The organism is Streptomyces sp. AK010, assembly GCF_014207295.1.
Lineage (GTDB): Bacteria > Actinomycetota > Actinomycetes > Streptomycetales > Streptomycetaceae > Streptomyces > Streptomyces massasporeus.
On record NZ_JACHCX010000004.1, the window covers coordinates 436,203 to 450,625 of the forward strand.

12 protein-coding genes and 1 pseudogene are annotated in these 14,423 nt (G+C 73.2%); 6 read left to right on the forward strand and 7 right to left on the reverse strand.

Going from position 1 to position 14,423, the window contains the following annotated elements:
• Window positions 1-136 precede the first annotated feature (136 nt).
• Window positions 137-1,663 (forward strand): annotated as a pseudogene (gene ctaD, locus HDC93_RS10810) (cytochrome c oxidase subunit I); the annotation flags it as partial.
• Between the two features lie 43 nt (window positions 1,664-1,706).
• Here the strand turns inward: ctaD and HDC93_RS10815 are convergent.
• The 3 genes from HDC93_RS10815 to HDC93_RS10825 are packed head-to-tail and all read right to left on the reverse strand — an operon-like array spanning window position 1,707 to window position 4,610.
• Window positions 1,707-2,747, reverse strand: a complete 1,041-nt coding sequence (locus HDC93_RS10815; protein ID WP_185009556.1) for a YafY family protein — start codon at window positions 2,745-2,747, stop codon at window positions 1,707-1,709.
• 38 nt (window positions 2,748-2,785) lie between these two features.
• On the reverse strand, window positions 2,786-4,072 hold the full coding sequence (locus tag HDC93_RS10820) for an ABC transporter substrate-binding protein (protein ID WP_185009558.1): 1,287 nt from the start codon (window positions 4,070-4,072) through the stop codon (window positions 2,786-2,788).
• Window positions 4,047-4,610, reverse strand: coding sequence for a hypothetical protein (locus HDC93_RS10825; RefSeq protein ID WP_185009560.1), 564 nt, complete (start codon window positions 4,608-4,610; stop codon window positions 4,047-4,049). The genes HDC93_RS10820 and HDC93_RS10825 overlap by 26 nt, the downstream gene beginning before the upstream one ends.
• 145 nt (window positions 4,611-4,755) lie before the next feature.
• Here HDC93_RS10825 and HDC93_RS10830 point away from each other — a divergent pair, with 145 nt between their 5' ends.
• From HDC93_RS10830 to HDC93_RS10840, 3 genes are read left to right on the forward strand one after another with little or no spacing between them, the layout of a single operon-like run.
• A complete protein-coding gene (locus HDC93_RS10830) occupies window positions 4,756-5,232 on the forward strand; it encodes a hypothetical protein (protein WP_185009562.1) in 477 nt (158 codons plus the stop codon).
• Complete coding sequence (locus HDC93_RS10835; RefSeq protein WP_185009564.1) at window positions 5,232-8,261, forward strand: ABC transporter permease subunit; 3,030 nt, start codon at window positions 5,232-5,234, stop codon at window positions 8,259-8,261. The genes HDC93_RS10830 and HDC93_RS10835 overlap by 1 nt, the downstream gene beginning before the upstream one ends.
• Window positions 8,258-8,899 (forward strand): ATP-binding cassette domain-containing protein, encoded by a 642-nt coding sequence (locus HDC93_RS10840; RefSeq protein WP_185009565.1) that lies wholly within the window; start codon window positions 8,258-8,260, stop codon window positions 8,897-8,899. The genes HDC93_RS10835 and HDC93_RS10840 overlap by 4 nt, the downstream gene beginning before the upstream one ends.
• Before the next feature lie 72 nt (window positions 8,900-8,971).
• On the opposite strand, the gene HDC93_RS10845 is transcribed toward HDC93_RS10840, so the two are convergent.
• On the reverse strand, window positions 8,972-9,604 hold the full coding sequence (locus HDC93_RS10845) for a transglycosylase family protein (protein WP_185009567.1): 633 nt from the start codon (window positions 9,602-9,604) through the stop codon (window positions 8,972-8,974).
• A 543-nt stretch (window positions 9,605-10,147) separates the two neighbouring features.
• On the opposite strand from HDC93_RS10845, the gene HDC93_RS10850 reads away from it, so the two are divergent.
• Window positions 10,148-10,930, forward strand: a complete 783-nt coding sequence (locus HDC93_RS10850) for a hypothetical protein (protein WP_185009570.1) — start codon at window positions 10,148-10,150, stop codon at window positions 10,928-10,930.
• Between the two features lie 85 nt (window positions 10,931-11,015).
• Window positions 11,016-11,432 (forward strand): hypothetical protein, encoded by a 417-nt coding sequence (locus HDC93_RS10855; protein WP_185009572.1) that lies wholly within the window; start codon window positions 11,016-11,018, stop codon window positions 11,430-11,432.
• 61 nt (window positions 11,433-11,493) lie between these two features.
• On the opposite strand, the gene der is transcribed toward HDC93_RS10855, so the two are convergent.
• The 3 genes from der to cmk all read right to left on the reverse strand — a co-directional run bounded on the left by der (window position 11,494) and on the right by cmk (window position 14,372).
• Window positions 11,494-12,987 (reverse strand): ribosome biogenesis GTPase Der, encoded by a 1,494-nt coding sequence (gene der / locus HDC93_RS10860; protein WP_185009574.1) that lies wholly within the window; start codon window positions 12,985-12,987, stop codon window positions 11,494-11,496.
• Window positions 12,988-13,065: 78 nt separating this feature from the next.
• Window positions 13,066-13,713, reverse strand: coding sequence for a 1-acyl-sn-glycerol-3-phosphate acyltransferase (locus tag HDC93_RS10865; protein ID WP_185009576.1), 648 nt, complete (start codon window positions 13,711-13,713; stop codon window positions 13,066-13,068).
• Window positions 13,710-14,372 carry a (d)CMP kinase gene (cmk, locus tag HDC93_RS10870; protein WP_381585052.1) on the reverse strand — a complete coding sequence of 221 codons (663 nt, stop codon included), beginning with the start codon at window positions 14,370-14,372 and terminating at the stop codon, window positions 13,710-13,712. The genes HDC93_RS10865 and cmk overlap by 4 nt, the downstream gene beginning before the upstream one ends.
• Window positions 14,373-14,423: the final 51 nt, after the last annotated feature.

Consider the following 14,423-nt stretch of genomic DNA (forward strand, 5'->3'; position numbering starts at 1 on the left):
GGCTTCGGCACCGAGAGGCCGGTACGCCCCCTGTCGGAGCGCGCGGTGACGCGAGCATCATGGCGTGAGCTCGCGGGCAGGTGGGGCGCGGGCTGCGGCGCGCCCGGCACGCGATGAGCGAAGGGGCGAGCGAGCGATGGGGACGCAGACCACAGAGGCCGTGGCGCCGTCCGTACCGCGCACGCGGCACGGACGGGTGGTGGTCGACTGGCTGACCACGACGGACCACAAGAAGATCGGCCATCTCTACCTGGTCACGTCGTTCCTGTTCTTCCTGATCGCCGGGGTGATGGCGCTGCTGATGCGCGCCGAGCTCGCCCGCCCGGGCCTGCAGATCATCGACAACGAGCAGTTCAACCAGGCGTTCACGATGCACGGCACGATCATGCTGCTGCTGTTCGCGACGCCGAGCTTCGCGGGTTTCGCGAACGAGCTGATGCCGTTGCAGATCGGCGCGCCCGACGTCGCCTTCCCGCGGCTGAACATGCTCTCGTACTGGCTGTTCCTGTTCGGCGGGCTGACCGTGCTCGGCTCGTTGCTGGTGCCCTCCGGGCCCGCCGACTTCGGCTGGTTCGCCTACGCCCCGCTCAACAGTGCGGAGCGCTCGCCGGGTCTCGGGGCCGATCTGTGGATCATGGGGCTCGCGCTGTCGGGCTTCGGCACGATCCTCGGCGCGGTCAACTTCATCACCACGATCATCGGGATGCGCGCCCCTGGCATGACGATGTTCCGGATGCCGATCTTCGTGTGGAACACCCTGTTCACGTCGATCCTGATCCTGATGGCGTTCCCGGTGCTCGCGGCGGCACTGCTGGTGCTGGAGGCGGACCGGCGCTTCGGCGCGCAGGTCTTCGACGCGGCCAACGGCGGGGCGATCCTGTGGCAGCACCTGTTCTGGTTCTTCGGCCATCCCGAGGTGTACATCATCGCGCTGCCGTTCTTCGGCATCATCACGGAGATCATCCCGGTCTTCAGCCGCAAGCCGCTGTTCGGCTATCTGACGCTGGTCGGCGCGACGATGGCGATCACGGGCCTGTCGATGGTCGTGTGGGCGCACCACATGTTCGCCACGGGCGCGGTGCTGCTGCCGTTCTTCTCCTTCATGAGCTTCCTGATCGCGGTGCCGACGGGTGTGAAGTTCTTCAACTGGGCCGGCACCATGCTCAAGGGCTCGCTGTCCTTCGAGACGCCGATGCTGTGGGCGACGGGCTTCCTGGTGACGTTCCTGTTCGGCGGGCTGACGGGGGTGATCCTGGCGTCGCCGCCGATGGACTTCCACGTGACGGACTCGTACTTCGTGGTCGCGCACTTCCACTACGTCGTCTTCGGCACGGTCGTCTTCGCGATCTTCGCCGGGTTCTACTTCTGGTGGCCGAAGTTCACCGGGAAGATGCTCGACGAACGGCTCGGCAAGATCCAGTTCTGGGCACTGTTCGTCGGCTTCCACACCACGTTTCTGGTGCAGCACTGGCTGGGCGCCGAGGGCATGCCCCGCCGGTACGCGGACTACCTCGCCGCGGACGGGTTCACCGCGCTCAACACCGTGTCGACGATCGGTGCGTTCCTGCTCGGCATCTCGACGCTGCCGTTCCTCTACAACGTGTGGAAGACGGCCAAGTACGGCGAGAAGGTCAGAGTCGACGACCCCTGGGGCTACGGCCGTTCCCTGGAGTGGGCGACCTCGTGCCCGCCGCCGCGGCACAACTTCACGACGCTGCCCCGGATCCGCTCCGAGTCCCCGGCGTTCGACCTGCACCATCCGCAGTACGCGGCGGTGACTGCGCAGCCCGAGCCAGAGCGCCATCAAGCCGGTCCCGAGTCCTCCTGATCGCCTCGATCAGCTCGACCGGCTCCAGCACCTCGAAGTCGAAGCCCAGCATCATCACGTGGATGACCATCACATCGAGGCTGCCGGCGCCGCAGCGCAGCAGACAGGTGTCCGCGCTCTCCGCCTCCAGCACCCCGGCGGAGGGCGAGATGCGCTGGACGGCCTCCTCCAGGGGCGTCAGGAGCCGCACGAGGGCGTGGGTGGCGTACGCGCGCGTGGAGACGCCCTGGGAGACGTAGGCGGCCAGGTCCTCGGCCGGCGGGTCGCGCGGCACGAAGCGCGGCCCGTGCGGGGGCTTGGGCGTGATGCGGTCCACGCGGAACGTACGCCAGTCGTCGCGGTCGAGGTCCCAGGCGACCAGGTACCAGCGGCGTTCGGTGCACACCAGGCGGTGCGGCTCGACGCTGCGGCGGGTGGGGGTGCCGTCGTGGCCGCGGTATTCGAAGCGCAGCCGTTCGGCGTCCCGGCACAGGTGGGCGAGGTCGGTGAGCACGGCCGGGTCGACCGAGGAGGGCAGCGTGCTGCGCAGCATCGGCACGGTGACGGCGTTCAGCGCGCCCACGCGGCGGCGCAGCCGGTTCGGCAGCACCTGCTCCAGCTTGGCGAGGGCGCGTACCGAGGTCTCGCCGATGCCGTCGATGCCCTGTCCGGCGGCGGTGCGCAGTCCGACGGCCACGGCGACGGCCTCGTCGTCGTCCAGGAGCAGCGGCGGCAGTTCGGCTCCGGCGCCGAGCTGGTAGCCGCCGCCGGTGCCGGGGCTGGCGTTGACCGGGTAGCCGAGTTCGCGCAGCCGGTCGACGTCCCGGCGCAGGGTGCGGGCGCTGACGCCGAGCCGGCCGGCCAGGTCGGCGCCGGACCACTCGCGGTGGGCCTGGAGCAGGGACAGCAGACGCAGCAGGCGGGCCGAGGTCTCCAACATGGGGCGAGTCTGTCAGGCCTTGCGGACAGCTGTTGTCCTCAAGGCTCGTAGGGCAGTTGCGGGACGGTGAAGCAGGTGCGGTTCATGTCCCCCTGCCCGACCCAGCCTCTGCCGTCCTGCCAGCGGGCCACCGACAGGCAGGTCCGGCTGGTCTTCGGAGGTTCGGGCAGGCGGTCGAAGCGGACGGGGAGCAGCAGTCCTCCGGCGGTGTAGCCCTGGCTGCGGTTCATGTGGGTGTCGACGCAGGCGCGCGTGATGCCCGTGGCCGCGCAGGACGTCGCCGCGTCCGTGAACCACCGCGCGGCGGCCCACCCCTCCAGCTGCCACTGGGAGTGCGTCTTCAGGTCCTTCGTCGCCTCGCGGAACTCCCGTACGGCCGTGTTGCCGGTGTCCTCGAAGTTGCGGCTGGCGCCGGTCGCCCACAGGGCGTTGCGGCAGCGCGGGGCGTCCTGGTAGTCGTCGGCGACGGTGGACGTCCAGTTCTGCACGTTGGTCACCTTGGCGGTGACGTGGGCGCCGGCCTCGTCCATGGCCTGGCAGAGACGGGCGTTGCCGTGCCCGTCGATGGCGTCGAACACCAGGTCGGCGCCCTGGTCCTTGAGGTCGGCGGCGACGGCGCGGAAGTTGGGCAGGGCGAAGTCGACCTGCTCGGTGACGACCTTGTAGCCCTCGGCGCGCAGACCGCGTTCGACGAGCCGGGCGTAGGCGGCCGAGGCGGACTGGTTGTAGGAGACGACGGCGGCGGTGCGGGCGCCGTGCTCGCGTTTGAAGTAGCGGTAGACCTCGGTGCCGCCGTACAGCGTGCCGTTCCAGCCGGGGGTGCCGTCGCGGGGCGCGAGGCTGCCGTAGATGCCGTAGAGGTGCGGGTAGGTGTCGTAGGCGGTGCCGATGGGCTGGCCGCCGATGTCGGGGACGCCCGCGCGGGAGACGCGGGAGGCGCCCGCGTAGTCGAGTGCGGTGGTGGCGACCAGGGCGACGACCTCGTCCTCCTCGACGAGCTTGTGCACGCATTCGTTGTTGCCGACGCCACTGCCGCCGTCGTCGCAGGTGCGCACCTCGACCCGGCGCGCGTCGACGCCGCCGCGCGCGTTGAGCCGGTCGAAGAAGGCCCGGGCGCCGTCGCGCGGGCCGGTGAAGGCGCTGCCGCCGACCGGGCTGGTGGCGCTGGTGATGATGCCGACCCGCAGGGGCGCGGCGTCGCGGGGCGCGGGGGTGCGGTCGTCGTGTTCGAAGTCGCTCTCCGGGAGCCGGCTGCCGCAGGCCGCGCTCAGGGCGAGCAGCAGCACCGCGGCTACGGCCTCAGCAGCCCGGGATCGGTGACGCATTGCCGCTCATCTGCACCAGCGCGCACAGCGTCTTGGCGGACAGCTTCCAGGTGCCGTTCTGCTCGACGGCGCTCCCGGAGGCGTCGGGCAGGACCGTGGCGCCCTTCAGTGTGAGCGTGTACGTCACGTTAGCCCCGGTCGCCGAGGTGAACTCGATCTTGGTGACCTGCGCCTGGACCTGCCCGCCGCGCTCGTCACCGCTGAAGGCCTGCAGGACCGGGCCCATCCGGTCGCCGTTCTCCAGGACGGCCTGCTTGTCCTCGGTCGAGGTCTTCGGGTCGAAGAACTTCTGCCAGTTCTGTTTGATCTCCGCCTCCGCGGCGGCCCGGTCCGCCGGCGCGGAGGCCGGCGCGCTCGTGGTCCGTTCTGCGGTGGGTGTGGGGGGCGTCGACTCGCTGCCGCCGCCACTGTCGTCACCGCACGCCGCGAGGGCCGGCGCGAGGGCCAGAACCAGGGCGGCCGCGATCGCCGTGCCCCGTCCCGCGGTGCGTGGACCCCCCGTCGCGTTCCCCCGCTTGAGGCCGCTGCCGAGAACCATCTGGCTCACCACCGGGTGTCGGTCCGGGCCATGTGCGCCCGGTGCTTTCAGGGTCGGCTTCCACAGGGCATAGTGCAAGCGATCGGCGGACTTGAACAGGCAGCCCGACGCACGCACAGCCGATTCCGACGTGTGGGAGCCAGCGATGCGGACCAGCCGACTGCGGACCGTGCATCCCGTCCTGTGGGCCGCTTGGGCGGCCCTGGCCGCCGGCGCGGTGCTGTGCGTCGTCGGCTGGTACGGAGTCTCCGGCGAGCGTTACGCCGAACGGCAGCTGCCCTACCTGGCCTCCTGCACGATCCCCGGCGCCGCGCTGATCATCGCCGGGGCGGTGCTGCTGGCCCGCGGCCGGGAGTCGATCGCCGCCCGGCGCGTGGAAGAGCTGTACGGCCTGCTGGTGGAGGAGGGGCCGGCCGGGCCGGAGGAGACGGGGCGGGCCGTGCTCGCGCCGCTCGCGGTCAGCGGCGACCTGCTGATGGTGCCGGGCGGCACGCTGTGGCACCGCGCGGACTGCCCGCTGGTCGCGGGCAAGGCGGAGGCGGTCCCGGTGGACTCCAAGCTGGTGGCGGGCGGCGAGCTGGATCCGTGCCCGATCTGCGAGCCGGCCGAAGAAACCGACTGATGTCCTCGCTGACGTACGACCTCACGCTCGCCGGGCTCTCGGTCGGCAGTGCGGCGGCGCTGACCGGGATCGGCCTGATCGTGACGTACCGCGCGACGGGCGTGCTGAACTTCGCGCACGGCGCGATCGCGATGGTGTGCGCGTACGCGCTGCGGCAGTGCGTGGTCGAGTGGGGCTGGCCGCTGTGGCTCGGGGCGTCGGCGACGCTGCTGGTGCTGGCGCCGGGGCTGGGTGTGGCCCTGGAACGGTTCGTGTTCCGGCCCCTGGCGGTCCTGGGCGGCGATCCGGCGCAGACGCTGGTGGCGTCCATCGGGGTGTTCGTGCTGCTGGTGGGCGGGGCGGCGCTGCTGTGGGGGCAGGGGGCGCGGGCCGACGCGCCGGTGCTGGTGCCGGACGAGCCGTGGGGGCAGCTGGCGGTGGTGCTGGTGCTGGCCGCCGGGGTCGCGGCGGTGGTCCGCCGGACGCGGTTCGGGCGGGAGCTGCGGGCCGTGGTCGACGACCGGCGGCTCGCCGAGCTGGGCGGCATCGACGCGGACCGGGTCGCTGCCACGGGCTGGGCGTTCGGCTCGTTCACGGCCGGTCTGACGGGTGTGCTGCTGGCGCCGTACGTGCGGCTCGACCCGTACGGTCTTTCGCTGCTCGTGATGGAGGTCGTCGCGGTCGCGGTGGCCGCCCGGATGCGGAGCCTGACCGTCGCGGTGGTCGTAGCGCTGGGGATCGGGGTGGCGCAGAGCCAGCTGACCCGGCTGCACCCCTCGGGCTGGGCCGAGCCGCTGCTCCAGGCGGCCGGCACGAACCTGTTCGTCGTCGCGCTGCTGGTCGCCGCCCTGGTCCTGCCGGGCGTCGGGGAGCGGGACGCGCTGCCCCGCACGGCCACGGCGCGCGTTCCGACCCCGCCAGGTGCCTGGATCGTGGTGCTCGTGCTGTTCCTGCTGCCGCTGGGGCTCGCCGGCCGGGACCTGCACACCTCGGTCCAGGTCCCGGCGCTGGCCGTGATCCTGCTGTCCCTGGTGGTGGTCACCGGCCGCGGCGGCCAGATCTCGCTGGGGCAGGCGGCGTACGCGGGCCTGGGCGCCCTGTTCACGGCCCTGCTCGCGGCGGGCCGCTTCCCGGGGCTGCCCGCGCTGCCGGAACTGGCCGCCCTCGCGGTGGCGGTGGTCCTGGTGGCGCCGCTCGGCCTGCTGACCGGCTGGCCGGCGATCGGCCGCCGGGGCCTGGCCCTGGCGCTGGCGACGTTCGCGGTCGGGGTGGGGGTGAGCCGCTTCGTCTTCGCCCAGCCGTACGCCACCGCGGGCCTGTCGCTGGGCCGCCCCGCGGGCTTCGACGGGGACCGGGCGTACTACGTCCTGGAGCTGCTGCTGCTCGCGGTCGCGCTGCTGGCGGCGCACACGCTGCGCCGGGGGCGGACGGGCCGGGCCCTGGCCGCCATGCGGGATCACGAGCGGGGCGCGCAGGCGGCGGGCGTCGGCGTGCCCTCCCTGAAGCTGCTGGCCTTCGTCGCGGGCGCCGCGCTGGCCGCGCTGGGCGGCGGCATGCTCGGCATGGGCCTGCGTGCGTTCGACGCCGCCGCCTACGACCCCGTGCGGGGCCTGCTGTGGTTCGCGGCGGTGGTGGTGCTGGGCGCCGACAGCACGCTCGGCGCCCTCGCCGCGGCGGCTCTCCTGGTCGGGCTGGACGCGGGCACCCGCGGCGGGTTCGCGGCGGCCCTCATCGGCATCCTGGCGATCCTGGTGGGACGTTTCCCCGGCGGCCCGTACGAGGCCCTGCGCACCGCGGCGGAACGCCTGCGGCCGCGCCGCGCCCCGGCCCTGACGGCGGTGGGCGCCCGGGCCCGCGGAAGGCTGCGCCCGGCGGAGCCGGAGGCGGCCCGGAGGGCACCGGTGCCGAGCGGCGCGACGGGCGTGACACGCGGGGCTGAGGGCGCGGGAGCGGGGGGCCGACGCGAACTTGGGGGCGACGTGAGCGGATCGGGTCCGCGGGGCGACGCGGGCCGTTCGGGACGTGGTCCGTCGGGCCGCGCCGCCACCCACCTGCCGGGCGACGACGGCCACCCGTCGGCCGGACGGTACGCGGGCGACGACGGCCACCCGTCGGCCGGACGGTACGCGGGCGACGACGGCCACCCGTCGGCCGGACGGCCCGAGAGGGGCCCCGAGCCACCCGACTCCTCCGCGGCCGCCAGTCCGGGGGCGACGCCCGAGAGGTCCGGGCCCTCCTCCGCCACCCGGGCCGACGCGACCCTCGGCCCCTCTTCCGGCCCTCGGACACGCCCGGCGGCGCCCGGCGGCGGCGCGCCGCCGTCCACGGGACCGACCAGCGCCCCCGCCCCCTCCGGTCCCCTCCTCACCGCCCGCCACCTCCACGCCCACTACGGCCGCTTCACCGCCCTCGACGGGGTGGACCTGGACGTCTCCCCCGGCCGGATCACCGCGGTCGTGGGGCCCAACGGGGCCGGGAAGAGCACGCTGTTCCACTGCCTGGCCGGGACGCTGCGGCCCGCGCGGGGGACGGTGCGGCTCGGCGGGCGGGACATCACCGCGCTGCCCGCCCACGCCCGCACCCGGCTCGGCGTCGCACGCACCTTCCAGCAACTGGCCGTCTTCCCCGCGCTGACCGTGGCCGAGAACGTGCGGGTGGGTGCCGAGCAGGGGCGGGTGACCGACCCGGGCGCCGTGGAGCGCACCCTCAGGCTGCTCGGCCTCGACGGCCCCGTGCGCGCTCTGCCCGCCGCCGGGCTGCCCACCGGGACACTGCGCCGCGTCGAACTGGCCCGGGTCCTCGCGGGCAGCCCCCGCGTCCTCCTCCTCGACGAACCCGCCGCGGGTCTGGACACCGCCGAGGTGTCCGCCCTGGCCCGGGTCCTGAAAGCCCTGGCCGCCGAGGGCGCGGCTCTCCTCGTCGTGGAGCACGACCTGGATCTGGTGGCCGGTCTCGCCGACGTCGTGCACGTGATGGCCGCGGGCCGGATCGTCGCCTCCGGGCCGCCCGGACGCGTCCTGGACACCCTGGAACCGGAGGCCGGCCGATGACGACCGTCGCCCTGCGCCACGCGCGCGTGCGCTACGGCCCCCTGGAGGCCCTGCACGGCATCGGCCTCACCGCCCCCGGCCCGGGCCTCACCGTGCTGCTGGGCCGCAACGGCTCCGGCCGCACCACCGCCCTGCGCGCCCTGGCGGGCACGGTGCCCCTGTCGGGCGGCGCGGTGCTGTGGGACGGCGCCGACGTGACCCGCGTACCCGCCTACGAACGGGCCCGGCGCGGCATGTGCCTGGTGCCGGAGCGGCGGGCCGTGTTCGGCTCGCTCACCGTGCGCGAGAACCTCGAACTCGCCGCGCGCGACCCCGCCGTGGCCCTCGACGCCTACCCGCAGCTGCGGCCCCTGCTGCAGCGGCGCGCCGGCACCCTCTCCGGCGGGGAGCAGCGGATGCTCGCCCTCTCCCGGGCGCTGCTCGCCCGGGCGCGCGTGGTGCTCGTCGACGAGCCCGCCCAGGGCATGTCGCCCGCGGTCGCGGCCCGGACGTACGCACTGCTGGGCGCGCTCGACGCGTGCGTGGTGGTCGCCGAGCAGCGGCTGCCGCCCGCCCTGCGGGAGCGGCCCGCGATCGTCTACGAACTGCGCCGCGGGGCCGTCGTGTTCGCCGGGGAGGCGGGTGAGCTCGACGCGTGATCCGGGACGCCGAGACCCCGCCCGGTCGGTCGACCGGACGGGGCCCGTGTCCCGGCGAGGGGGAGCAGCGGCTCAGAACTGGAGGCGCAGGCCGGGCACGATCACGTCGGGATCTTTGCCGATGGCGGCCTTGTTGGCGGCGTAGAGGCGCTGCCAGGTGGTCCCGTGCCGGGCGGCGACGCCGCTCAGCGTGTCGCCGCGGCGGACGGTGTAGTCACCGCGGGAGGAGCCGCGGTCCGCGTGTTCCGTGGAACGCGCCGGCGCCTTCGACGGTTTCGCCGGGGCCTGTTGGGGGGAGGTGACCGGGTCGGCGGCGGGTGCGCCGCCGCTCGCCCCGGCGCGTGCCGAGCAGGTCGGCCAGGCGCCCCATCCCTGGGCGCGCTGGACCTTGGTGGCGACGGCGATCTGCTGGGACCTGCTCGCCCGGTCGGCGGTGGGCGCGTAGGCCGTGCCGCCGTAGGCGTTCCAGGTGGAGGGGGCGAACTGGAGTCCGCCGTAGTAGCCGTTGCCGGTGTTGATGTGCCAGTCGCCGCCGCTCTCGCACTGGGCGATGCGGTCCCACACTCCGCTGTCGGCCGCCGCGGCGTTCCCGGTCGCGGCCAGCAGTCCGAGGGGCGCGAGCAGTGCGGCCCCGGCGAGGACCGCCGTCGTTCGAACCTGGTTCCTCCGGGCGGTGGAGCGAGTGATATCGGCACATTCGGACATGTAGGTCCCTCTCGGAACACCCGGGCTTCCCCCAAGGCGTGACGCCACTCCCGCGCCATGGGGCGCGGGGGTCGCGCTCGCCCCGTCCACCGGAGCGGTGCCGCGCCGGTTCCTGGGAACCCGGCGGCCGGTGGACGTACCCGAGCGGTGCTCGTTGCACACAGCGGAGGAATCTAAGGAGGCCGGCGGCTTCCATCAACCAGTCGCCCGTCCTGGCAGGCCAGTTCGGTAATACCTTGGGTAACGGCTATTTCCGGACATCCACTTCATTCGCGGATTTCCTGATTTGTCGGCCCACCCTCCCGGCGATCTGTGACCCACTTCACCCCCTCAAAGCCCTTGCCACAACGGCGAGTTGACGGTGAGTGCGGGATTCCGCGCCGAGCGTGACCCTGTGCGCTGGTTGGTTCGATTCCGTTCGCCCTGGGGCGTGACTCCCGCCACAGATCGCCCGTTGTCTTCTTCATGAGCCGGGACCTACCCGGACCACGGGCCGGGAGCAACCCGGCTTTGCCACGCACCGCATTCCCGAGGGAGCCACCCGTGCCGCGCATGCTCGACGTCAGCGACGAGGTACGCGCCGAGATCGGCGACGAAGAAGCCGACCGCCTGCTCGCCGGAGAGACCGCCCCGGGCAGCTACGACTGCACGTCGTGCCGCACGCCGGGCGACTCCGAGCAGGAGCGCACCAGCACCGTCCTGTTCATCGGGGACGAGACCGCCGTCCTCGCCTTCGCCCACGCCGGCTGCCTGCCCTCACAGGTCGTGCAGGTCACCGAGGAGCAGCTGCGGGGCGCCGTGAAGTCCATCACCGGCGACACCGTCGACCTGGAGCCCGACAAGACGGTGCCCGAGCAGGCGGTGCTCGGCGTGACCAGCGGGCTCGTCCTGATCGGCGGGGAGCTGCACCCGGCCCTGGTGGTGGAGCCGACGGGGCCCATCGCCCGGCCCGGCACGACCGGGGCCGGCGACGACTTCCTGCCGCTGCTCATCGAGCAGGGCTTCATGCCCCTGACCGACCTGTCCGCCGTACCGCCGGTGCTGCACGGCTGGTCGGTGCTGCTCGCCGTGGGCCAGCTGCACGCGGTGCTCCAGCCCGGCAGCAACGGCGGGCAGCCGGTGGCCTGGTGGCAGGCGCACCAGCCGCTCCAGGTGACCGACCCCTGGCGCGCGGCCGCCAACAAGCACCAGCAGGTGCTGATGTTCGCCGCGCCCGTCGGCTCGATCGGCCGCCAGCCGCGCGAGGACCTGCTGCGGGACGCGCTGGACAAGGCGGCGGCCAACGGCAAGCTGGTCGCCTCGGCGCTCCCGCTGGCCGGCACCTGAGCCGCGCGTCACCCGCGCAGCCCGTACACCCGCGAAAGCCGTACCCGGGCCGCATCCCTTGACCCGCGGGGTCGTTTGGACATACGTGCACGCATACGAAGTTCCCCGCCGCCACTCCTTCTCGCCGATTCCGTCCGCGCGATCGGCTCAGGACTCCCAGGGCGGCCCATCGGCCACGCCGATCTACGACGCGCTCTACGCCGAGTACGTCAAGTCCTTCCGCGCACTGCCCGGCGATCGCAGCGGCGAGGAGAAGCTGGGCTTCACCGCCTTCGGGAACACCCCGCACGGTTCGGGCTCGTACGGGGGCGGCTCGTACGGGGGCGGGTCTTACGGCAGCTCCTACAGCTCCTACAGCGCCTACAGCGCGGGCGCCCAGAGCGCCCGCCATGCCGCCGGGCAGCAGCCGCAGTGGCAGCGCGTCGGCACCATCGGCGCTCACGGCACGGGCATGCACTACGTGCCCGCCGGGCTGCCGCCGGGGCGGCGCGGCGACGTCTGAGCGAGCACCGGACACCGGAAAGGGCGGCCCCGACGGGGCCGCCCTTTCCGGTGTTCTCGCGTTACTTCTTCTTGCCGCGCTTCTCGCGCACCCGCACGGAGATGTGGATCGGCGTCCCGTCGAAGCCGAACTCCTCGCGCAGGCGGCGCTCGATGAAGCGCCGGTAGCCCGCCTCGATGAAGCCGGAGGCGAACAGCACGAACCGCGGCGGCTTGGTGCCCGCCTGCGTGCCGAACAGGATGCGGGGCTGCTTGCCGCCCCGGACCGGGTGCGGGTGGGCGGCGACGAGCTCACCGAGGAAGGCGTTCAGCCGGCCCGTCGGGACCCGGGTCTCCCAGCCCGCCAGGGCCGTCTCGATCGCCGGGACCAGCTTCTCCATGTGCCGCCCGGTGCGCGCCGAGACGTTGACCCGGGGTGCCCAGGTCACCTGGCCGAGCTCGGTCTCGATCTCCCGCTCCAGGTAGTAGCGGCGCTCCTCGTCGAGGGTGTCCCACTTGTTGTAGGCGAGGACGATCGCGCGGCCCGCCTCGACGGCCATGGTGACGATCCGCTGGTCCTGCACCGAGATGGACTCGGAGCCGTCGATCAGGATGACCGCGACCTCCGCCTTCTCGACGGCGGCCGCCGTGCGCAGCGAGGCGTAGTAGTCGGCGCCCTGCTGGAGGTGGACGCGCTTGCGGATGCCCGCCGTGTCGACGAACTTCCAGGTGACGCCGCCGAGTTCGATCAGCTCGTCGACCGGGTCACGGGTGGTGCCCGCCAGCTCGTTGACGACGACGCGCTCCTCGCCCGCCACCTTGTTCAGCAGCGAGGACTTGCCGACGTTCGGGCGTCCGATCAGGGCGATGCGGCGCGGACCGCCGATGCCGCCCCCGCCGAACGTCTCACGCGGCGCCTCGGGGAGCACTTCGAGGACCTGGTCCAGCATGTCGCCGGTGCCGCGGCCGTGCAGCGCGGAGACCGGGTGCGGCTCCCCCAGGCCCAGCGACCACAGGTAGGACGCGTCGGCCTCGCCGCTCGGGCCGTCCACCTTGTTGGCGCACAGCACGACCGGCTTGCCGGCCTTGCGCAGCAGCCGGACGACGGCCTCGTCGGTGTCGGTGGCGCCGACCTTGGCGTCGACGACGAAGACGACCGCGTCGGCGGCCTCGATGGCGTACTCGGCCTGGGCGGCTACGGAGGCGTCGATACCGAGGACGTCCTGCTCCCAGCCGCCGGTGTCGACGACCTTGAAGCGGCGGCCGGCCCACTCGGCCTCGTAGGTGACGCGGTCGCGGGTGACGCCGGGCTTGTCCTCGACGACGGCTTCGCGGCGTCCGATGATGCGGTTCACCAGAGTCGACTTGCCGACATTGGGGCGGCCGACGACGGCGAGCACGGGCAGCGGGCCGTGGCCCGCCGCCTCGATGGCGCCCTCGACGTCCTCGGGGTCGAAGCCCTCCTCCGCGGCGAGCTCCATGAACTCCGCGAACTCGGCGTCGCCGAGCGCCCCGTGGTCATGCTCGAGCGCGCCCTCGGACGCGTCCGAGCCGTCGGGCTGGATGTGGTCGTTCATGAAGTCCGTACCTCGTCGTTCATCGTGGTGGTCGGTGGAGTACCCGCTGTTCCGGGCTGATCCACTACTCAGTGTCGTCTAGCGCCCGGTGAGGCGCCTGGCGTTTTCCAGGTGGGCCGCGAGCTGCTTCTGGATGCGCCCGGTCGCCTCGTCCAGCGCCTTGCGCGTCCGGCGGCCGCTGCCGTCGCCCGCCTCGAAGGGCTCTCCGAAGACGACGTCGACGCGGGAGCGCAGCGGAGGCAGCCCCTTTATCAACCGTCCGGGCTTGTCGGAACTTCCCAGCACGGCCACCGGGACGATCGGAGCGCCGCTGCGCACCGCGAAGTACGCGAGGCCGGCGCGCAGCGACGCGAAGTCGCCCTCCCCCCGGGTGCCCTCCGGGAAGATGCCGAGCACGCCGCCTTCGGCCAGGACGCCGAGCGCCTGGGTGATTGCCGTGCGGTCGGTGGTGTCGCGGTCGACCTTCACCTGCCCGATTCCGAGCAGGAAGGGGTCCAGCGGTCCGATGAACGCTTCCTTCTTGATCAGGAAGTGGGTCGGCCGGGGCGCCACACCCATGACCATCGGACCGTCGATGTTGTGGGAGTGGTTGACCGCGAAGATCACCGGGCCGCTCGCGGGCACCCGCCAGGCGCCGAGCACGCGCGGCTTCCACAGCCCGTACATCAGGCCGACGCCGATGCGCCGCCCGACCTCGGCACCCCGCGCCGAAGGCAGCTCGGTCACTTTCCGGCCCGCTTCTCCTCGACGAGGGTGACGACGCACTCGATGACCTGGGCCAGCGTGAGCTCGGTGGTGTCCACCTCGACGGCGTCGTCCGCCTTGGCGAGCGGGGAGGCCTTGCGGCTGGAGTCGGCGGCGTCCCGCTTGATCAGGGCCTCGCGGGTGGAGTGGACGTCGGAGCCCTTCAGCTCGCCGCTGCGGCGGGCGGCACGCGCCTCCGGGGAGGCGGTGAGGAAGATCTTGAGGTCGGCGTCCGGCAGCACGGTCGTGCCGATGTCCCGGCCCTCGACGACGATGCCCTGCTCGGCGGAGGCGGCGATCGAGCGCTGCAGCTCGGTGATCCGGCTGCGCACCTCGGGCACCGCGCTGACCGCGCTGACCTTGGAGGAGACCTCCTGGGTGCGGATCGGACCGGCCACGTCCACGCCGTCGACCGTGATGGTCGGGCCCTCCGGGTCGGTGCCGGAGACGATCTCGGGCTTGCCCGCGACGGCGGCGATGGCCGACGGGTCGTCTATGTCGATGCCGTTGCTCACCATCCACCAGGTGATCGCCCGGTACTGGGCGCCGGTGTCCAGGTAGCTCAGCCCGAGCTGGGCCGCCACGGCCTTCGAGGTGCTCGACTTGCCGGTGCCGGCGGGGCCGTCGATGGCGACAATCACTGGCGTGGCGCTTTCCACAGTGGGGACCTTCCTGGACCGGCTCGGCGGGGG

Coding starts and splice junctions, on each gene's coding strand:
- HDC93_RS10815 (WP_185009556.1), bottom strand. CDS start 2,747: ATGTTGGAGACCTCGGCCCGCCTGCTGCGTCTGCTGTCCCTGCTCCAG.
- HDC93_RS10830 (WP_185009562.1), top strand. CDS start 4,756: ATGCGGACCAGCCGACTGCGGACCGTGCATCCCGTCCTGTGGGCCGCT.
- HDC93_RS10820 (WP_185009558.1), bottom strand. CDS start 4,072: ATGCGTCACCGATCCCGGGCTGCTGAGGCCGTAGCCGCGGTGCTGCTG.
- HDC93_RS10840 (WP_185009565.1), top strand. CDS start 8,258: ATGACGACCGTCGCCCTGCGCCACGCGCGCGTGCGCTACGGCCCCCTG.
- HDC93_RS10835 (WP_185009564.1), top strand. CDS start 5,232: ATGTCCTCGCTGACGTACGACCTCACGCTCGCCGGGCTCTCGGTCGGC.
- HDC93_RS10845 (WP_185009567.1), bottom strand. CDS start 9,604: ATGTCCGAATGTGCCGATATCACTCGCTCCACCGCCCGGAGGAACCAG.
- HDC93_RS10825 (WP_185009560.1), bottom strand. CDS start 4,610: ATGGTTCTCGGCAGCGGCCTCAAGCGGGGGAACGCGACGGGGGGTCCA.
- der (WP_185009574.1), bottom strand. CDS start 12,987: ATGAACGACCACATCCAGCCCGACGGCTCGGACGCGTCCGAGGGCGCG.